Origin of the sequence: Streptomyces griseicoloratus, assembly GCF_014534645.1 — a bacterium.
GTDB lineage: Bacteria > Actinomycetota > Actinomycetes > Streptomycetales > Streptomycetaceae > Streptomyces > Streptomyces griseicoloratus.
The window spans coordinates 1-19101 of record NZ_JACVQF010000200.1; the positions used below are offsets into that span (position 1 = coordinate 1).

Here is a 19101-nt window from a genome sequence, read left to right on the forward strand (position 1 = left end):
CACCCCCTTAGCCCTACAAGGTGAACCCTGACACCCCCTCACCCCCACCACCCACCCCACACCACCACAAGACCACACCAACCAGACCACGACCGGGGCCCAGCTTGCACCGCCTGCGGCCCACAGCCAGACCGGATCGGCGATACGCCCCTCACCAGCGGGACCAGCGCCCGACTGACGCGCAGGTTCGCCGCCGAGCTCCCGACAAAGACAGGCAGAACGGCCGCCCACTCTGTGATCAGATGGACCCACGCTTTGGCCTTTGGCCATTCGACAAACGCCAGTGGGCCGTCGTTCACGACAGTCGGAACGACGGCGAAGGCACCTGCTGCCAGGTGCAGCCCGACGTGGCTACGAACAGGACCACGGCCGGCGCCTACCGGCCACCATGCCGCCCTCAGCCACCACCACCCCGAGGCCCCGAAGGAGTCCCCGGCACCACCGGCCGGAACGACTCCCACAACTCGCCCGGCACCAACCGCTCAGCGATGTCCACAGGCTGCGCACCTACGGCTTGCTGGCGCAGTCGGTCTCGGTCCAGTTCGCCCGGAGGTCGCGGCAGACGATCGTGAGGGTGCCGTCCCAGCAGGCGACCTCGTGGCGACAGCCGTCTCCGTGCGGCAGGATCTCGTCGAGGATCACCGTTCCGAGGTCCGTCTCTGCAGCCTCGGCGGGCTCGGTGACGAAGCAGGACACGCCCGTATAGCGGATGACCAGGTCTTGATCATGTTTCCAGCAGTTGTGCCGGAACTCGACCTCCACCTCAACACTGCCGGCACCCCGGACGGCCTGCAGCGTCAGGTCCTTCACGCATCGCCGGCTGCGGAAGTCGTAGTGACCGCTGTCAGTGGCGAACGCCCGGGCACCTGGCGGCAGATCACCAGGGAACGAGGAAGGCGCTCCAGGTAAGGAGCCCGGTCCAAGACCCCTGAAAGGTCACCGACCTGCGCCGTTCTTGCACAGACCGGGAGCACACCGCGGCGCCAGGCAGTACGGGGGCGCTTCCGCACCGAGCGCTTCTCCCGCCCGGCCCCCACCACCAGTACCAGCCTACTCAGCCCCGTCACGCGTCCGCGCGGCCCGTCGCTGCCGACGGCAATCAATTGTTGTTCGGCAGAAGGTGGTTGACGTCTGCTTTCAGCACGGCGTGCAATGCCGGGCAACACGACACTGAACGCCGTGCGGGATTCTTCGTGTCAGCGCCGGGGCAGGGCGAGCGCGCACAGGGCGAACGTGATGGCGAATGCCGCCTGGACGAGCATGCAGATCGCCAGCGCGCTCGTGTAGGCCTGACCTGTCGGGGCCGTGGAACCGGCCAGGGCCGCACCGAGTAGACCTCCGGCAACGGCGACGCCTAGGCCCATTGCGGCTTGCTGGGTGGTTTGAAGCACGCCGGATGCTGCTCCCGCGGACGCTGGAGGGACCTCGGCGATCATCGCTCCGACGAGCGGCCCGAACATGAAGGCCTGACCGACACCGACGCCGACGAGGAGGGCGGCGAACGTCCACGAGTTCAGGCCGGCACCCTGGAGGAACACGGAGACGGCTGTGATGCTCAGGAGTGCGGCTTGGACGAGTCCGCCGATGGCGAGGAGCCTGCGGAACCCGAAACGGGGCGCGAGCTTCCCCGACCAGATCGACACCGCAAGGAAGCACAGGGAGAACGGCAACAGCACGAGGGCCGCGTGCATGGGAGACCATCCGAGCCCCGTCTGCGTGGAGATGGCGTAGAGGAACGTGAACGCACCGAACGCGGACTGGAGCATCAACGCCATCACCAGCCCGATCCGGTAGGAGCTGAGCCGGAACAGGGGCGGCGGAACGAGCGGAACGCGGTCACTGCGGTGCAGCCGCAACTGCCGCCGCCAGAATGCCGCGAACAGCACGGGCGTTGCCCCCAGCAGCACCCAGCACCAGACCGGCCAGCCCAGTGCGCCGCCCTGGGAGATCGGGATCATGAGTGCCAGCAGGGCGAGCCCGAGCAGTGTCGTCCCGAACAGGTCGAGCGAACGGTGGCCGGGCGCACTGGTATCGGGCAGCCAGCGCAGCGCAGCGCCGAACGCGATCACCCCCATGAGCACGCTCATCGCGAAGATCATTCGCCAGGGGGCACCGAGCAGGGGGACGGACAGCAGCACGCCGCCGAGGACCTGACCGATGGCCGTGGCCCCGCCCGCGGTCGCACCGAACAGCGCGACGGCACGGGCACGTTCGGGCCCCTGGGTGGATGCCGTGATCGTCGCCAGCACCTGGGGAACCATGGCCGCCGCGGAGATTCCGGTGAGGGCCCGCGCGGCGATCAACACGGTGATGCCCGGGGCCAGGGTTGCGACCAGGGAGAACAAGGTGAAACCGGCCATGCCGAGCAGGAAGAGCCGCCGTCGCCCGTAGAGATCCCCGAGTCTGCCCCCGAGGACCATCGGAACGGCGAACCCCAACGCATACACCGACACCACCAACGACTGCTCGGCAGCCGTGGCCCCCAGAGAAGCACCGATGTCGGGCACGGCGATGCCTGCCGCCGCGAAACTGACCACCGACAACAGCAATGCCGACAGTGTCGTCAGGAGCCGGCCCGTCCCCAGCCCCGGAGTCGGTGGCTCCGATGGACCCGGTGCAGGCTGCGGCGCGGCGCGGTCATTCTCCCTGTCAGGTTCGTCTGTGGGGGCGGAGGGGCTGCCATGAGGTGCAGAAGATGTGGTCATGCCGTCGATCGTGAAGCGCCGCTTATCCTGGCACCAGGAGTGCGTTTATGGGGGTACTGGCACCACCTGGATACCGGGTTCTCCGTGCGGGAGGATGAAGACATGACAGAGACCAGGCCCGCCGCGATCCGGCGCGAGCTCGGTGACTTCCTCCGCAGTCGGCGCGAACGAGTGACCCCGCAGCAGGTAGGTCTCCCGTCCACAGGGCGACGACGGACACCCGGACTGCGGCGCGAGGAGGTCGCCGTCCTCGCGGGGGTCGGCGTCACCTGGTACACCTGGCTCGAACAGGGCCGGCCCATCAACGTCAGCGCTCATGTCCTGCAGGCGGTCGCCCGAGCCCTGCAACTGGACGACACCGAGAGGCGGCACCTGCACCGGCTCGCCGGATCCAGTACGCCGAAAGCCGAGCCCTCCGAATGCGACCCGGGACTCACCGCGGCGTTTCAACCTGTCCTGGACAAGCTCGACCCGTTCCCTGCGTGCCTGCAAACGCCGCTGTTCGACGTGGTGGCATACAACCGTGCATACCGGTTTCTGTTCACCGACATGGACCTCATCCCGCCTGGTGAGCGCAACTGCGCGGTGCAGTTCTTCACCGACCCCGACTGGCGCAGCCGCTACATCGACGGTGATCTGGTTGCCGCCCGGATGGTCGCGAGACTGCGCGCCGAGGTCGGCGCCGACCTCGGCGCCCCTGCCGCTGCCGGAATCGTTGACGACCTCCGGGAACGATCAGAGGAGTTCGCCCGACTGTGGGCTCGTCACGACGTACTGCCCCAGCTGTACGAGACAAAGCGCCTCGACAGCCCTCTTGTCGGGCAGCTCCAGCTGAACTTCGTCTCCACCAGTGTCCCGGAGACCGGACACCGGATGACCGTGATGACGCCGGCCGATGAGTCCACCTCCCTGCGTCTGACCCAGATGGCAGAACTCACTGGCGCGACTGCGCGGATGTGACACCCTCCGCCGACTCGCGACTCGCGCAGGGGCCAGGCTTGCGTAAGCTCTTTGGCCGGCTGAGCCCGTTGGGGGGTGGAGACCCGCGACCGAACAAACAGGGCAGCTCCGCGTAGACTGCGCCGGTTCCGCCTACGCTTTCTCGAAGGAGTTCCGGCGATGGATCTGGCCCCCTATCGGCTCGTTCGGCTGGCCTTGTGGGCCGAGGCATCGCCTGCGGAGAACGCGGTGCTCACGGAGCACTTCCGCACGGTCCTCGCCCCCCATGGCGAAGCGCTGGTGCACGCGCACGGCCCGTACCACCGCACCCCTGAGATGCTGCACTTCAAGGTGGACCTCACGCCTCGTGAGTCCGCGTCCGACTGTCTGCGAGCCCTCGGCTTCATCTGGGAGGAAGACATCGGCTGGAGCGAGTGGGAACGACCGGTCAACGGCGGAACCTTCCTCCACCCGGCCGTGTACGGAGCCCAGGCCGACGGGCTGGAAGCGGCGGCCCCGCCCCGCTTTCGAACCGGTGAGGTGGCACAGGTCCGCGACTCTCCGCAGGCCCGCCGACTGGGTCTGGTGGGCGCCGAGGTCATCGTCGGGCATCCGGACTACGAGGAAGACACCGCCCCGGCCCAAAGGACGTGGCACTACTCCGTACATGTCTCGGGACAGGACGAGACGGAGGATCTGGCCGGAAGCGATCTCGAACCGACTGGCCGCCGCGTGCCTCTCTACGGTGAACGCATCAGCGTCGGTCCCGACGGCGTCGTGGCGGAATCGTCCGGCGCCTCTCGCGTGATCACGTCATGACGAATCCGGCTGCCTCTCGGTACCAGAGCTGGTCCGACGGCTCCTACGGGGAATCGAGTCGGGTCCAGTGAGGACGCCCGCCTTCAGGTCGTCCTGTGCGCGCTGTGGTCCACCGCCGTCGTTCAGGGCTGCTACGGGTCAAGGGCCCGCGAGCCCGAGGCGCAGTAAGCCGTGCCGTGCACGGTCGCTTCCCTGACCGAGTCCGACCATGGGGGTGGCGCCGTTGCGGGCCAGGGGCACCGGGGCACGAGGGTGATGGCGGCCCAGGTGATCAAGGATTCGGAGTGCCGGATGAGCCGTTCGTCGTCCCTGGCATGGAGATGTGCGTGCATCATCCACCCAGGTCGGCGTCTCAGCAGAGAGCCCGGCCGACCGCGAGGATGCTGACCACGCCCATGTTGTCAGCGGCAGCCCATAGGGGGCGCCCGACGTCTCGAAGGAGGAACTGCCATGGGGTTCTCGGGTCACCTGGTCTTTGCTCGCGGTTGCCGGTCTCTGCTGGAAGCTCCCGTGTTCGACAGCCTCGACGAAGAACTCAGGGCCGGCGTGGGCACATGGGAATCACGGCCGGGCGGCTGGCAGACGCTCCAGTTCGATTTCGGCACATGGGACGACGCCGACCTGCCCGCCCTGGTTGAGTGGAGCAAGGCACCGGCCTGTGTCACCCAGGTCTCCGACAGTGACCTGGCTCTCGTAACCGGGCTGGATACCGCCGGACAGCGTTGGCAGGCATGGCTCAACCTGGACATCGCCGCCAGGCTTCTGGCCGAGGAGCCCGAAGGCCTCGAAGATCAACTCCTGTGGCTGGACACACCAGAGTTCCATGACGCAGTCAGACACAAGCATGCGGAGCTCGACGCCGAGATCCCCACCGACGCCGCGGGCGCAGTTGCCTGGGCCGCAGCTGCCGGCATTCCCGTCACTCCACAGACAGACAGGATCGAAGAGCTGCTTCGCTCACACGAGACCCCTGTAGAAGACCTCTTCAGCACATTGCTCGACGAGCTGGGCTTCCCCCCAGGCCACTGAGCCCGAGCCTTCACCTGCACCATAAGGATTGAGGCCGAAAGGGCGACGGCTGCCGACCGGCACACCCCCCACCCGCTGCCCAGGCCCCGTCCCCCGGTAGGCGGACGGGAGACCAGGACCGTCTCCCCGACCTCAGTCAGATCCGCCAACAACGCCAACCGCAGGGCCTGTCCGGCGGGTCATGCCGGACAGGCCCCTCTTCCCGGGGGGTCAGCGCTTCAGTGTGAAGGTGAAGTCGTCGGAGAGCCTGCCGCCCAGGCTGACCGCCGAAACGAGCCTCCCCTCCGTGATCAGTCTCTCCACCTCGGCCCGCGAGAGACCGCAACCTTCAGCGATCAGTCGCACCGGCCGGACAGGGATCCGTGCCGCAAAGCGGACCGAAACGTCGATCACCTCGCAGTCCTGGTGATCCGATCCGCCGGTGTCGAGGCGCCAGGCGTCGTCCCAGTCGAGGGCGATGCGATTACGGCGCTGCACGACCGGATCCTGGAGCAGCTCGGCTGTCAGGCCTGGATCGTTGTCATGCAGCCGGTCCAGCAGCTCGGGCCGTACGCAGCGCACGTTCATCCGCTCCAGGACCGTGAGCTTCGCCGTCGCCCCGCAAGCGGTACAGAGCACGAGAAGCCAGACATCGAGGAGTTTGTGGTTTGCGTTGACACGGAATTTACCGCTTGCCCGGAAGCGTCCGGACGTGCATGCGTGGCAGCGGCGGCGAACAAGGGGCGGGCAGGTGGGCACGACCACCCAGTAGTTGTCGAGCACAGAAGTACACCGGTTTCAGTGAGAAGTCCGCAGCAAAAAGCAGCGCGGCGCACATGCGCGACGCGCGACACATCAGCTCTCGGGGGGTCTCACAGGGTGTACAACGGCACGTCCTCGTCCTGGACAACTCGGTCCAGCAGCACGGTAGTGGCGCACAGCGGCGCTGCTCCAGTGGTTTTCCGGCGGCGCACCGCCGAGTTCCGTCCCGCGGACGACACGGGGAAGCAGGGGTAGCCCACGACCGGCAGCACCGCTAGCGTCACCGCATGGACCACGATGAACGACTGCTGCACGCCTCGTCGTTCGGCGCAGCGGCGGTCGCATACGCCGAGCACCGCCCCGACTACGCGCAGGCCGCGGTGCGGTGGGCCCTCGACCCCGCACCCGGCATGCGCGTACTCGACCTCGGCGCCGGAACCGGCAAACTGACCACCACGCTGCTCTCACTCGGTGCCGAGGTCGTCGCCGTCGAACCCGACCCGGCGATGCTCACCGAGCTGCGCCGGTCCCTGCCGACCGTCCGCGCCCTGCCGGGCAGGGCCGAGGCCGTACCGCTACCGGACGCGTCCGTCGACGCCGTGCTGGCCGGCAACGCCATGCATTGGTTCGACATGTCCGTCGCAGGACCCGAAATCGCCAGGGTCCTGGCACCCAACGGCATCCTGGCCGGCTTGTGGAACGTCGTGGACGACCGGGTCGAGTGGGTCGCCCGGCTCGCGGAAGTCAGTGGAAGCGCGGCCATCGGCCCCCGTGACACGCCCGCCGGCTGGCGCGCCGAGACGGCCGACGCACACCTTCCGAAGACCGGCTTGGCTGCCGCCCGGTTCGGTTCGGCGGAGCAGGCACAGTTCCCGCACGGACAGCGCCGCACCGCCGACTCCCTCGTCGCCACCATCGCCACACGCGCCGGGGTGCTGGTCATGCCGGAACAAGAACAAAAGGCCACGCTGGGCCGGATCCGTTCATTTCTCGCGAGCAGGCCGGAGACAGCGCACGGCGAGTTCACTCTCCCGATGCTCACCGGCGTGCTACGCGTCAAACGGCTGTGAACACCACACCGGCCCATGGCACGCCACACGCCAGACGCCAACTCGCGACGACGGCACACCAGAGACCGGGGCAGGATGACGAGGTCCTGATGCCCGCCGCCGGTTTCAGCGGTGTTCGGGGTTGTCAGCGCCCGGGCGGCAGCCGGCGTCCCACTGGGAGCGCTGGTTGCCGTGGGCGGGGATGCCTCCGGTGCGCTTCAGGAGGGCGGCGAGGTGCATCAGGTTCCAGGTCATGAAGGTGGTGTTGCGGTTGGTGAAGTCGTTCTCCGGACCGCCCGATCCCGGGTCCAGGTAGGACGGCCCGGGGCCGGCCGCGCCGATCCAGCCGGCGTCGGCCTGCGGCGGGATCGTGTAGCCGAGATGCTGGAGGCTGTAGAGGACGTTCATCGCACAGTGCTTCACGCCGTCCTCGTTGCCGGTGATCAGGCAGCCGCCGACACGGCCGTAGTAGGCGTACTGGCCCTGGGAGTTGAGCGTCGAGGAGCAGGCGTAGAGACGTTCGATCACCTGCTTGGTGACGGAGCTGTTGTCGCCCAGCCAGATCGGTCCGGCGAGGACCAGGATGTCAGCGGAAATCACCTTCTCGTACAACGCCGGCCAGGCATCGGTGGCGAAGCCGTGTTCGGTCATGTCCGGGTAGACACCGGGTGCGATGTCGTGGTCCACGGCGCGGATCAGGTCCGTGGTCACGCCGACGCCGTCCATGATGTCCCGGCTCTTGTCGATCAGGCCCTGGGTATGGCTGAGCTGCGGGGACGGCTTGAGGGTGCAGTTGACGTAGAGGGCGGTCAGGTCGTCGAAGCGGTACGGGCCGTGGGTCGAAGGGAGGGCTGTCATGGGGGTAGCTTCTCGTGTCGAGTCCGGTTCGCCCCGGTTCGACGCACCCTCGCATGCCTTACGGAGACATGAGGTGCGGGCGCGGTCCCGTGATGTTGCGCCGGTGCGCTTCTAGCCTGACCGCATGCGCGTACTGGTCACCGGCGGTGCCGGGTTCATCGGTTCCCATGTGGTCGCGGCGCTGGCGGCGCGCGGGCACGAGCCGCTCGTGTTCGACGTGCGGGAGGATCCTGTCGCCGACGTGCGGGACCCGGCGGCCGTCGGGCGCGCCCTGTCCGGTGTGGACGCCGTGTGCCACCAGGCCGCGATGGTCGGGCTCGGCGACGGAGTCGCCGACGCGCCGGAGTACGTCTCGCGCAATGATCTCGGCACCGCCGTGCTGGTCGCCGCCATGGCGGAGGCCGGCGTCAGGCGCCTGGTGTTTGCAGGCTCGATGGTCGTCTACGGCGAGGGGCGGTACGAATGCCCCCGGCACGGGGTCGTACGGCCCGGGCCGCGTGCCGTCACCGACCTCGACGCGGGCCGCTTCGAGCCCGTGTGCCCGGTGGGCGGGGAGGATCTGACTCCCGGGCTGGTCGGCGAGGACACCCCGCCCGATCCGCGGAACGTGTACGCGGTGACCAAGCTCGCCCAGGAGCATCTGGCCGCTGTCTGGGCCCGCTGCACCGGCGGGTCGGCGGTGTCACTGCGTTACCACAACGTGTACGGGCCCGGAATGCCCCGCGACACCCCGTATGCCGGGGTCGCCTCCTTCTTCCGCTCGGCACTCGCCCGGGGCGAGGCACCACGGGTCTTCGAGGACGGACGACAGCGACGGGACTTCCTGCACGTGCGGGACGTGGCCTCCGCCAACGTATCCGCACTCGAGGCGACGACGCCGGCCGGTGTGCTCACGGCGTACAACACCGGGAGCGGCGAGCCTCACACCGTCGGCGAGATGGCCCGGGCGCTGGCTGCCGCGTACGGCGGACCCGAGCCCGTCGTCACCGGCGAGTACCGGCTCGGGGACGTGCGGCACATCACCGCCGACTCGTCGCGACTGCGGGCCGAGCTGGGGTGGAGGCCGCAGGTCGGGTTCCCGGAGGGGATGCGGGAGTTCGCGCGGACCGGACTGCGCGGGGACTGAGCGCTGCGACGACGCGGGCAGCGGCATGCCGAAGCGGCAGCCGCCGAGACCCTGCGTACGCAGGCGCGGACCTGTGCGCCGCAGGGGTCCGTCGGACGCTGGCGAGCCTCAGGCCATGCCCGCCGGGGTGTCCGGCGTGGGCGTCCGGGTGCGTGTGCCGCGCCGCCCTGTCTCGCAGACGCGCGGCGGGTCCTCCCCGGGGGCACGGCCCCGGCTGCACCTCACCGACAGCGTCACGCCTTGGAGGGACCGCCGGGTGGCGTTGCCCAGCAGTCGGCGCGCGGCCTGCGCGTTCCACAAGAGCGCGAGTCTGAAATGCCCGCCTTTCGCCCGTAGGGTGGAAGCGTGACGCTGACACCTTCGGACGTCGACGTGGTGCTGCCGTGCCTGAACGAGGCCGGGGCCCTTCCCTGGGTGCTCGAACGGATCCCGCCCGGCTGGCGCGCCCTCGTCGTCGACAACGGCTCCACCGACGGCTCGGCCGAGGTCGCCCGCGCGTCCGGCGTGACCGTCGTCCACGAGCCGCGGCAGGGCTTCGGCGCTGCCTGCCACGCCGGGCTGACCGCCGCCACCGCCGACATCGTGTGCTTCTGCGACTGTGACGGCTCACTCGACCCGTCGCTCCTCGTTCCCTTCGTCCGCGAGGTGCGCGACGGCCGGGCAGACCTGGTGCTCGGCCGACGGCGTCCACGAGGCCGGGGCACGTGGCCCGCGCACGCCCGCGCGGGCAACCTCGCGCTGACGAGGATGCTGCGTCGCCGCACCGGGCTTCGGCTGCACGATCTCGGACCCCTGCGCGCCGCCCGTCGGGAGCCGCTGTTGGCCCTCGGCCTCACCGACCGGCGCAGCGGCTACCCACTCCAGATGGTCGTCCGCGCGGCCGACGCCGGCTGGCGGGTCACCGAGCACGACGTGCCGTACCTGCCGCGCACTGGAGCCTCCAAGGTGACCGGCACCTGGCGCGGTACCTGGCAGGCGGTGCGGGACATGAGCCGCTGCCTGGCCGAGTCCCCGATCACCACTCCGGCCGGCGGAAGGACCGTACGGTGACCACGCTTCTCGTCATCGCCAAGGAGCCGCGGCCCGGCCGGGTCAAGACCCGGCTCACCCCGCAGTTCACCCCCTCGGAGGCGGCAGAGCTGGCCGCGGCGGCCCTCGCGGACACCCTGCGCGCCGTGGCGGCCGCACCCGCCTCCCGGCGCGTCCTTGTCCTGGACGGCTCCCCGGGGCCCTGGCTGCCGCCGGGCTTCGATGTCGTACCGCAGTGCGCCGGGGGTCTGGACGAGCGGCTCGCGGACGCGTTCGCGCACTGCGACGGCCCCTCCCTGCTCATCGGCATGGACACCCCGCAGGTGACGCCGGAGCTGCTTACCGTGGACTTCGCTGACTTCGACGCCTGCTTCGGCCCGGCCGAGGACGGCGGTTTCTGGGCCCTCGGCCTGGCGCACCCCGATCCTGCCCTGACGCGCGGGGTTCCCATGTCCACGCCACGCACAGGGGCTGCCCAACGGGACCGGCTCGTCACCGCGGGCCTTCGGGTGCGTGACCTGCCGCGCCTGCGCGACGTCGACACGCCTGCGGACGCCCACGCCGTCGCCGCCCTGGTTCCGTACGGCCGCTTCGCGGCCAGGCTGGCCCGGTGCACGGCGGTGACGGGGCCGGGTCCGCGCCCGGCCGCACGCCGATGAGCGCGACGCCCGCCGCCGCGCCGGCGCCCGGGCCGCCGCCCGGTCAGCGGGCGGCCGGCGGTCGGTGCTGCGCCGCCCTGCGCACCCGCAGCGCCAGCAACAGCGCCGAGCCGCCGAAGAGGACTGCGGTGACCAGCAGCCAGCGGGCGAGGAAGACGTCGGCCTGCAGACCGGTGGCAGTCCGGTAGCGCCGGTCCACCCTGCCGCTGATCAGGGGGAACCACACGAGGAGGAGCAGTCCGGACAGGGCCGCCGGCACGCGCACGTACGGCGTCCATTCCCTGCGCCGGACCGCGCCGAGCCCGCCTACGATCGCCCGGTCCGCGATCGTGTACAGCGGCAGCAGCACGAGATCGTGCAGCAGTGCCAGCCCCACGAACCACAACGCCACGCCGAACCAGTCATCCGCGAGCAGGCGCACACCCGCGTAGGCGGCGAGCGCGAAGGAGGCCGCGAGCAGGAGCAGTTGCACGGGGCTGCCGAGCGTGATGCGCGGACGCGTCAGGCGGCGTGGCAGCATCAGAGTCCTCTGAACGTCATCCGTGTCACCCATTTGGTGTTCAGCACACCGGGTGCGGCAGGCACGATGATCCGCGCCGGGTAGCCGTGGTCGGAGGACAGCTCCTCACCGTTGACGTGCAGAGCGAGCAGGGAACGCGGGTCGGCCACCTGGTTGGCGCGCAGGGCCGCGCTCCGGAAGGCTCCGCGCCGCTGGAGGGACTCGACGAACACGTCCGGCGGATCGTCGTCATGGCCGACGAGCGCCGCCAGGTCACGCAGCCGTACACCGCGCCACCACTGGTCCGACGTCGACCAGCCCTCCACGCAGGCGATGGGCAGCGCGCCACTGTGCTGGGGCAGTTCGGCGAGCTGGGTCCGGCTGAGGCGGACGGTGCCCGTGCGCCCGGTCACGACGAGCCGCCACACGTCCTCGCCCGTCTCCGCCGCGTCGATCCCGGCGTACACGGCGGTCTTGTTGATCTGGAAACCGTTCGGGCCGCTTCCGGGATCGACGCCGCCGTGCGGTGCGAGGAGGGCGGTGCGCCGCAGCGGACCGTCGAAGTTCTGTCCCGCCGTCGTCGCGAACAGCAGCAGCGAGGCACCTCCCGTGAACCCCAGGGCGCCCCGCCGGGAGACGGTCGGCTCGGCTGGGCGCGGAGACACCAGGTCGTTCTTCTCCTCCCGCAGGTGCCGCACGTTGCGCAGTACCGTGGGCATCTTGAGCAGCGCATGGACGACGAACGCCGCGAAGAACACCCAGGCACCGTAGAAGTGCAGCGGGTAGAAGGAGCCGGGGAAGACGTAGTCGAGCTGGACGTTGAGCACACCGGTCACGAACTCGAACAGCGCGCCGCCCACCAGAAGCACCAGCGAGATCCGCTCCACGGCGTGCGCGAGCGAGCGGGCCGGCGGCAGCGCGAACAGCCTCGGCACCACCGACCACAGCTTGGCGAGCAGCACGGGGATCATCGTGATGCCCAGGGTGACGTGGACGCCCTGGTTGAGCCGGTACAGCCAGTGCGGGCTGGTCGGCCAGGCAAACAGGTAGAAGCCGAGGATCCCCTTGTCCGGGGTCTTGTCGTTCACCGGTGAGAGGTTCGGGTTGTAGGCGGCGTACGAGACGAGGCCGGTCACGAACAGCACGGTGATGCCGACGAGCAGGACGAGGCCCAGCACCGACGTCAACCAGGGCCCGCGCAGGGGGCTGCGCCAGAAGCCGGGCGAGGAGGGAAGCCGTGGGGCGTCGGGGTCGCGCATGTGCTGACCGTAGGCCCGAAGCCCCCGGCGTCCGGGTGCTCTGCCCTTGACGAAACGCTGACATCGGCCCGGACGGCGGTCCGTGACCGGTCGGACGGCCTAGCGTTCCGGTGTGATGCGCACCACACCCCCCGCCGAGGCCGGCCCCGCGGACCCCGGTGTGCCCCGCGGGCTGCGCCGTGACCTGTACGCCGCCGGGGCCGCCGTACTGCTGGTGGCGGCGGCCGCGCTGGTGGGCCACCACATCCAGGGGACCAGCCGTACGCTCTTCGTCGACAGTCCCCCGCTGCTGGCCTCCTGGGACCCCCACCTGGGCCCCGGCAGCCCGGCGGCCGTCCTGGTGGCCGTCGCCACCGTGGCGTACGGTCCCGCTCTCGCGGCCCGTCTGCCCTGGCGGGCCCTGCTCACCCTGGCGTGGGGCACGTCCATGGCGTGGATCTTCTCCCTCGCCCTGATCGACGGCTGGCACCGAGGCATCGCACGCAGGCTCACCACCCGCCACGAGTACCTCCAGGTGATCGACCGCTTCCACGACGTCCCGGCGACGCTGCGCGACTTCACCCGGCACATCCTGCTCGGCTCCCCCGACCACTGGCCCGCCCACATCGCCGGCCACCCGCCCGCGGCCCCGCTCACCTTCGTCCTGCTCGACCGATTCGGGCTGCGGGGCGGGGGCTGGGCCGGGGTGTGGTGCGTCACCGCCGGGGCGGCGGCCTGCGCAGCCGTGCTGATCACGATCCGTGCCCTCGCCGACGAATCCCTCGCCCGCAGGGCAGCTCCCTTCCTCGTCCTGGCCCCCGCCGCCGTGTGGATGGGCGCCTCCGCCGACGCGTACTTCGCGGCGGTCGCGGCATGGGCGGTGGCGCTGCTGGCGCTGGCGGTCACCGGGCGGTCCCTGTGGTGCGCGGGGGCGTCCGGGCTGCTGTTCGGTGTGGCCTGCTACCTGTCGTACGGCCTCACGCTCGTCGCGCTGATCGCGGCGGCGGTGCTGGTGCTCGGCCGGCACGGGATCCGGACGCACCCCGCCGTGCTGGTACCGCTGGTGACCGGACTGGCCGTGGTCCCGTCGGCATTCACGCTCGCCGGATTCAACTGGTGGGAGGCCTACCAGCTGCTGGTCACGCGCTACTACCAGGGCGTGGGCGGCATCCGCCCCTACAGCTACTGGGTGTGGGCCAACCCGGCGTGCACGGTGCTCATCACGGGCCTGGCCACGGTGGCGGGCCTGCGGCGGACCGGCGCGGTACTCGTCCGCCGCCACGCCGGTGCCCCCGACCGGGCCGCCGAGGTGCGTCTGTCGATCCTCGTGTCCGCCGCCCTCCTCGCCCTGCTGGTCGCCGACCTGTCCGGTATGAGCAAGGCGGAGACGGAGCGCATCTGGCTGCCCTTCGCTCTGTGGCTGCTCCCGGCATGCGCGCTCCTTCCTCGCGCCCGCCCCTGGCTCACCGCCCAAGCGGTGCTCGCGCTGCTCCTCAATCATCTGCTGCTCACCGGGTGGTGACCCGGTGCCCGTTGAGCCAGTCCGAGGCGGCGCAGCCGGGCGTGGGGCGCTGCTCGGTCTATCGGGCCGTCTGCGTAGCGGTGAACCGTTCGACGGCGTCCCAGAGTTCGCGCTCACGCTGTGGGTCGTACGACTCCTCCGACGAGCGGGCCGCACTGCCGCGGTCGACGTAGGACCCGGTCGGTGCCCTGGTCGTGCCGAGAACGACGTCGGCGAGGTAGCGGCCCGCGGCACTACGGCTGGTGGCGAACGGCGTGAGGGCCATCACCGGCAGGATGCGCGCCATCGCGAACCGGGCGACGGGACCCGCGTCACGGGCGAGGCCGGTGCCGGGAACGAACCCCGGGTTGTAGGCGACGGCGTCGATCCCGGCCGGCAGCCGGCGCGCGTACTCGTGCACGAGGTGGATCGTGGCCAGCTTGCTCGTCGAGTACGCGGTGCGCCCGGCGGCCGCGGTGTGCGGCTCGGGGAAGGCGCCCGTGCGGGCGAGGACATCCGGGGACTGCCAGGCCGGGCCGGGCACCATGCCCATGTTGTGCTTGAAGTCGCCGAAGTGGGTGTCACTGGCGGTGATCACGATCCGGGCGGGAGCCGCGAAACGGTCCTGGAGCAGTCGCACGAACAGGTGGTTGGCGAGCACGTTGACGGCGAAGGTGGACTCGAACCCGTCGGGTCCCTCGGTCAGCGCGTTCGTGTACTGCACGCCCGCGTTGCCTACGAGGCCGCTCAGCGGCGGGAGTTCACCGCCGTCGAGGCGGTCACGGATCGCGGTGGCGGCCTCGCGGACGCTCTGAAGCGAGCCGAGGTCCGCCGAGACGTACGAGACCGTGTGCCCGCCCGTGGCGAGTTCCGCGGCAAGCTGTGCGCCGGAGGATCCGCGGGCCACGACGACGAGGTGTGCGTCAGGCGCCCGGCGCAGGATGTGCTCCGCGGCGACGCGGCCGATCCCACGGCTCGCGCCGGTCATCACGATGGTGTGCTGCACGGGAGGCTCCTTCACTGGTGGGCCGATGGCGCCCGGCTCGGGCGCATCTCCACGTTCGCCGCCCTGGCCGACGCCGGCCAGTGCCGTCCCCGTCACTAGGACTGGTGGTACCCAGGCTCGTCCGGCGCCGTACGGCGAGAATGAATCCATGGTTTCCTCCCGCTCCGCGTTCGCCGCACTCCTGCGCGCCTGGCGCGACCGTCTCTCCCCGGCCGACGCCGGATTCGCCGTGACGGACCGCCGTCGGGCGCCGGGACTGCGCCGCGAGGAGCTGGCGCAGCTGGCCGGGCTCTCCGTCGACTACATCCTGCGTCTGGAGCAGGGGCGTGCGAAGAACCCCTCGGCCCAGGTGGTCGGGGCCCTCGCCCGGGCCCTTCAGCTCTCACGGGCCGAGCGCGACCAGCTGTACCGCGGCGCCGGGCTCCTGCCGCCCCAGGACGGGACGGTCAGCGCCCACGTGCCCGCGGGGATCCAACGGCTCGCCGCCCGCCTGGGTGACGTCCCGATCGGGGTGTTCACCGCCGACTGGACCCTGGTGTGGTGGAACACCACGTGGAGTGCCCTGCACGGTGACCCCGCCGTCCTGCCGCCCGCCGAACGGAACCTCGCCCGCGCCCTGTTCGGCAACGGTGCCGCTCACGCCTCGATGCTGCCCATGCAGTCCGAACACGGACAGGATGCCTTTGAGGCGTCGATCGTCGCTGACCTCAAGGACGCCGTGTCCCGCTATCCCGGGGACGCTCGGCTCGATCGTCTCGTGAGGGAGCTGCGAGGCGCATCCGACGCGTTCGCTCGTCTCTGGGCCACGCGGACGGCCGCCACCCAGCACACCACCGACCGGAAGACGATTCGGCATCCGGAGGTCGGCGACATCCTGCTCGACTGCGACGTCCTGATCGTCCCCGGCGCGGACCTGCGCATGGTCACCTACACGGCGGCGACCGGAAGCAGCGACGCGGGCAAGCTCGACCTGCTGCGCGTCACAGGCGGCCGTACCCCCGCCGAGCCCTCTTGACCGGCGGCCACTGGGCGGTTTCGCCATCATCGGGGCCCCGGTCACGACAACGCCGTGACCGGGGCCCCGGGATCAGTTACCGCGGAAGGTGCCGACCGCCGCTAGTTCCGGTACCGGAACACGATCCGGCCGCGCGTCAGGTCGTACGGCGGGAGCTCCACCAGCACCCGGTCTTCCAGCATGATCTTGATGTAGTTCTTGCGGATCTTCCCGCTGATGTGGGCGAGCACCCGGTGGCCGTTCTCGAGCTCCACGGTGAACATGGCGCTACGCAGGCACTCGACGACCTTGCCCTCGACTTCGATGACGTTCTTGTTCTTCGTCATCGCACCAGCTCCAGGTTGCTGCTCACCGGCCGGGCGCCGATGCCCTTGAGCAGCGCCGAGGCTGCTTGGTTCGATTCGTGGACCTCGGCCCAGGCCGCGGAGAACCCGGAGCGGTGCAGCGTCCCCAGCGCGTGGGCGAGCAGCGCCCGCGCGATGCCGCGGCGCTGCTCGCCGGCCCGGACCGCGACCAGCCCGATGCGCGGCCGGTTCACCGTCACCACCCGGATCAGACCCAGGTAGCGGTCCGGCGCCGCGGCCACCGCGTACTTCGACGGGTCGACGATGGTGTCGCCTTCGGGGCGGCGAATGACCTCCGCGGGCATCGACCGCCACCCGACGGTCGCCTCGACTTCGTCCCGGATCGCCCGGTCCACCGCCCGCAGCAGACCCTCGTCCACCTGGCCGGCGGGCACGATCGTCACGCCCGAAGGCGGCCGGACTGCTGCGAGCCCCGTGACCCGCGGGTCGGTCGGCACGGCGTACTCCCACTCGCGGCGCCGGACGGTGAAACCGGCCCGCCGCCAGCCGGCCGTCAGCTCGGCGTCGGCTTCGTCGACCACCGTGTGCAGCGGCGCCGGCAGTTCCGCCAGCATCACCTCCGCGAGCCGGTCGAAGGTGGCGTCGTGCCAAGCGTCGATGCTGACGAACAAGCGCCCGTCGGGCCGGTGCTCCGCATATCCGCGGCCGACCACCAGGTCGTCTTCCAGTGCGTGCCATTGCCTGTCCGCGACGCGCGTGATCGTCACCGCGTTGTCGCTCGGGCCAGATGTGAAAGGCTTCGTGTTCATCGGAGTCCCTTCCAGAAGTGCCTCGGTCTCAGGCGCTCCTGGCGACACCGAACGTCAGCCGCCGGACCGTGACGGGTTGAGGGAGCACCCATGGGTAACTGTGTTCACGGGTCTCACCTCCCTACGACGACTTCACGGTCCACCGCGAAACTAGCAGCGGGGCGCCGCCTCGCTCAAACCCTTTCCTGCGAGCTCGACCACGCTCCGGTAGGCAGGGCCGCAGAGCTCATGCCAGGGCGTTCACCGCCGCAGTGAAAAGGCGTGGCAGGCGGGCGGCCGTGGGCATGATGTGCGGGGCGAGAGCGGGCCGCTGCCGGGCCCTCACCAGGAGGTCGGTCAGCAGCCGGTGCCGGCGGGTCGCTCGGCTCCAGTCGGTTTCGTAACGCGTCCATGTCCCCCGGCTCAGGTTGGTGACCAGGGCTTCCGCACCGCTGAGGGCGAGGGAGATGCCCTCGCCGGTCAGCGCGTCGATGTATCCGGCGGCGTCGCCGACCAACAGGACCCGCCCGTGGGTGCGGGTGCGGACTCTCTGCCGCAGCGGTCCGGCACCTCGCACCGCGGTGACGGCCGCTTCCGGCGGCAGGCGGTCCGCCAGTTCGGGGAAGCCCGCCAGCTGGACGGCGAAGGGCGCCCTGCGGGTCGTCAGCAGGGCGACGCCCACCAGCGCGGGGCCGAGCGGGGTGACGTAGGCCTCCGCGTGCTCTCCCCAGTGGACCTCGACGTACGGCGACCACGGTGGCACCGCGTAGTGCCGGCGTAGCCCGTACCGGGCCTGTCCCCGGGCCTTGACCTCCAGGCCCAGGGAGCGGCGCACGGGTGAGTGGAGGCCGTCGGCGGCGACCAGCCACCGCGCGCGCAGCCCGGCGCCCGGCACGGTCACGCCCGTGGTGTCCTGCCGTACCTCCTCCACCCGCAGGGGCAGTACGGGCACTCCCGCGTCCAGGACGGCCTGGTGCAGGGCGCTGTGCAGAGCGGTGCGGCGGGCACCGAGGCCGGGGCCGTGCCGGAACGCGGCCTGGACCTGGCGGGGGCCTTGGACGTAGCGGATTCCGGTGATGGGGTGGCCGGGGACGTCCAGGCCGAGGGCGGCGAGGGCACGGACGGCGCCGGGCATCAGTCCCTCACCGCATGCCTTGTCGACGGGTGCCTGGCGCGGCTCGGCGATGACGGCATCCAGGCCGGCGCGCACGGCGTGGAGGGCGGTCGCGAGGCCGGCGGGTCCGCCTCCGGCGATCACCAGGTCGTGGCCGCCGTTCACGCGGGCTCCGCCTGGGCGAGGGCCGTGTTCTCGCAGCGTACGCGGACGGTGAGCAGCGCGGCGTTGGCGACGGTGAACGCGGTCGCGGTCAGCCATGCGGAGTGCACCAGGGGCAGGGCGGCGACCTCCACGACGACCGCGACGTAGTTGGGGTGGCGCAGGAAACGGTAGGGTCCCGCGCCGACCAGGCGTGCCCCGGGAACGACGATGACCCGGGTGTTCCAGTACCGTCCGAGCGTGGTGACGCACCACCAGCGCAGGCCCTGGGCCAGTACGACGAGCGCCAGCATGGGCCAGCCGACGGCGGGCAGGAACGGCCGGTCGGCGAGCACGGGTTCGAGCAGGCAGCACGCGAGCAGGCCCGTGTGCAGGGCGACCATGACCGGGTAGTGGCCGCGGCCGTGTTCCACACCGGCGCGAGCCAGGGTCCAGGCCGCGTTGCGCCGGGCGACGACGAGTTCGGCGCCGCGTTCGAGGGCGACGGCGAGGACGAGTAGCGCATACCACTGCATAAGG

Annotated in this window: 20 protein-coding genes; 9 read left to right on the plus strand and 11 right to left on the minus strand. The window is 70.8% G+C overall.

The annotated features are described in order from the left end of the window. Nucleotides 1-507: 507 nt before the first annotated feature. Nucleotides 508-810 carry a response regulator transcription factor gene (locus H0H10_RS40085; protein WP_223180179.1) on the minus strand — a complete coding sequence of 101 codons (303 nt, stop codon included), beginning with the start codon at nt 808-810 and terminating at the stop codon, nt 508-510. A gap of 386 nt (nt 811-1196) precedes the next feature. Next, nucleotides 1197-2549, minus strand: a complete 1353-nt coding sequence (locus H0H10_RS20510; protein ID WP_262506289.1) for an MFS transporter — start codon at nt 2547-2549, stop codon at nt 1197-1199. 258 nt (nt 2550-2807) lie between these two features. Here H0H10_RS20510 and H0H10_RS20515 point away from each other — a divergent pair, with 258 nt between their 5' ends. From H0H10_RS20515 to H0H10_RS20525, 3 genes are all read left to right on the plus strand, one after another. Continuing rightward, on the plus strand, nt 2808-3665 hold the full coding sequence (locus H0H10_RS20515; protein WP_188182497.1) for a helix-turn-helix transcriptional regulator: 858 nt from the start codon (nt 2808-2810) through the stop codon (nt 3663-3665). Nucleotides 3666-3824: 159 nt separating this feature from the next. Beyond that, entirely contained in the window at nt 3825-4463 is a 639-nt protein-coding gene (locus H0H10_RS20520; RefSeq protein WP_188182498.1) for a hypothetical protein, read from the plus strand. 510 nt (nt 4464-4973) lie between these two features. Then, nucleotides 4974-5492, plus strand: a complete 519-nt coding sequence (locus H0H10_RS20525) for a hypothetical protein (RefSeq protein ID WP_188182499.1) — start codon at nt 4974-4976, stop codon at nt 5490-5492. Between the two features lie 210 nt (nt 5493-5702). On the opposite strand, the gene H0H10_RS20530 is transcribed toward H0H10_RS20525, so the two are convergent. Then, a complete protein-coding gene (locus H0H10_RS20530; protein ID WP_309141850.1) occupies nt 5703-6254 on the minus strand; it encodes a DUF1062 domain-containing protein in 552 nt (183 codons plus the stop codon). Between the two features lie 266 nt (nt 6255-6520). Between H0H10_RS20530 and H0H10_RS20535 the strand changes: the two genes are divergently transcribed. Then, nucleotides 6521-7303 (plus strand): class I SAM-dependent methyltransferase, encoded by a 783-nt coding sequence (locus H0H10_RS20535; RefSeq protein ID WP_188182500.1) that lies wholly within the window; start codon nt 6521-6523, stop codon nt 7301-7303. A 105-nt stretch (nt 7304-7408) separates the two neighbouring features. On the opposite strand, the gene H0H10_RS20540 is transcribed toward H0H10_RS20535, so the two are convergent. Next, nucleotides 7409-8140 carry a flavodoxin family protein gene (locus H0H10_RS20540; RefSeq protein WP_188182501.1) on the minus strand — a complete coding sequence of 244 codons (732 nt, stop codon included), beginning with the start codon at nt 8138-8140 and terminating at the stop codon, nt 7409-7411. A 124-nt stretch (nt 8141-8264) separates the two neighbouring features. Between H0H10_RS20540 and H0H10_RS20545 the strand changes: the two genes are divergently transcribed. From H0H10_RS20545 to H0H10_RS20555, 3 genes are all read left to right on the plus strand, one after another. Beyond that, a complete protein-coding gene (locus H0H10_RS20545) occupies nt 8265-9266 on the plus strand; it encodes an NAD-dependent epimerase/dehydratase family protein (protein WP_188182502.1) in 1002 nt (333 codons plus the stop codon). A 345-nt stretch (nt 9267-9611) separates the two neighbouring features. Further along, nucleotides 9612-10316 (plus strand): glycosyltransferase family 2 protein, encoded by a 705-nt coding sequence (locus H0H10_RS20550; RefSeq protein ID WP_188182503.1) that lies wholly within the window; start codon nt 9612-9614, stop codon nt 10314-10316. Continuing rightward, entirely contained in the window at nt 10313-10954 is a 642-nt protein-coding gene (locus tag H0H10_RS20555; RefSeq protein ID WP_188182504.1) for a TIGR04282 family arsenosugar biosynthesis glycosyltransferase, read from the plus strand. Before H0H10_RS20550 ends, H0H10_RS20555 begins: the two co-directional genes overlap by 4 nt. A gap of 43 nt (nt 10955-10997) precedes the next feature. On the opposite strand, the gene H0H10_RS20560 is transcribed toward H0H10_RS20555, so the two are convergent. Then, a complete protein-coding gene (locus H0H10_RS20560) occupies nt 10998-11474 on the minus strand; it encodes a hypothetical protein (RefSeq protein WP_188182505.1) in 477 nt (158 codons plus the stop codon). After that, a complete protein-coding gene (locus H0H10_RS20565; protein WP_188182506.1) occupies nt 11474-12712 on the minus strand; it encodes a molybdopterin-dependent oxidoreductase in 1239 nt (412 codons plus the stop codon). Before H0H10_RS20565 ends, H0H10_RS20560 begins: the two co-directional genes overlap by 1 nt. A gap of 115 nt (nt 12713-12827) precedes the next feature. Here H0H10_RS20565 and H0H10_RS20570 point away from each other — a divergent pair, with 115 nt between their 5' ends. After that, nucleotides 12828-14213 (plus strand): hypothetical protein, encoded by a 1386-nt coding sequence (locus H0H10_RS20570; RefSeq protein ID WP_223180181.1) that lies wholly within the window; start codon nt 12828-12830, stop codon nt 14211-14213. A 58-nt stretch (nt 14214-14271) separates the two neighbouring features. Here H0H10_RS20570 and H0H10_RS20575 read toward each other — a convergent pair whose 3' ends face one another. Further along, nucleotides 14272-15198: an SDR family NAD(P)-dependent oxidoreductase gene (locus H0H10_RS20575; protein ID WP_188182507.1), complete on the minus strand. Its 927-nt coding sequence runs from the start codon at nt 15196-15198 to the stop codon at nt 14272-14274. Between the two features lie 148 nt (nt 15199-15346). Here H0H10_RS20575 and H0H10_RS20580 point away from each other — a divergent pair, with 148 nt between their 5' ends. Then, nucleotides 15347-16213, plus strand: a complete 867-nt coding sequence (locus H0H10_RS20580) for a helix-turn-helix transcriptional regulator (RefSeq protein WP_188182508.1) — start codon at nt 15347-15349, stop codon at nt 16211-16213. A 101-nt stretch (nt 16214-16314) separates the two neighbouring features. Here the strand turns inward: H0H10_RS20580 and infA are convergent, their stop codons facing one another. The 4 genes from infA to H0H10_RS20600 all read right to left on the minus strand — a co-directional run bounded on the left by infA (nt 16315) and on the right by H0H10_RS20600 (nt 19097). After that, nucleotides 16315-16539: a translation initiation factor IF-1 gene (gene infA, locus H0H10_RS20585; protein ID WP_188182509.1), complete on the minus strand. Its 225-nt coding sequence runs from the start codon at nt 16537-16539 to the stop codon at nt 16315-16317. Then, nucleotides 16536-17327: a GNAT family N-acetyltransferase gene (locus tag H0H10_RS20590; RefSeq protein ID WP_188182510.1), complete on the minus strand. Its 792-nt coding sequence runs from the start codon at nt 17325-17327 to the stop codon at nt 16536-16538. The genes infA and H0H10_RS20590 overlap by 4 nt, the downstream gene beginning before the upstream one ends. 226 nt (nt 17328-17553) lie before the next feature. Continuing rightward, nucleotides 17554-18585 carry an NAD(P)/FAD-dependent oxidoreductase gene (locus H0H10_RS20595; RefSeq protein ID WP_188182511.1) on the minus strand — a complete coding sequence of 344 codons (1032 nt, stop codon included), beginning with the start codon at nt 18583-18585 and terminating at the stop codon, nt 17554-17556. Beyond that, a complete protein-coding gene (locus tag H0H10_RS20600; RefSeq protein ID WP_188182512.1) occupies nt 18582-19097 on the minus strand; it encodes an isoprenylcysteine carboxyl methyltransferase family protein in 516 nt (171 codons plus the stop codon). Before H0H10_RS20600 ends, H0H10_RS20595 begins: the two co-directional genes overlap by 4 nt. Nucleotides 19098-19101: the final 4 nt, after the last annotated feature.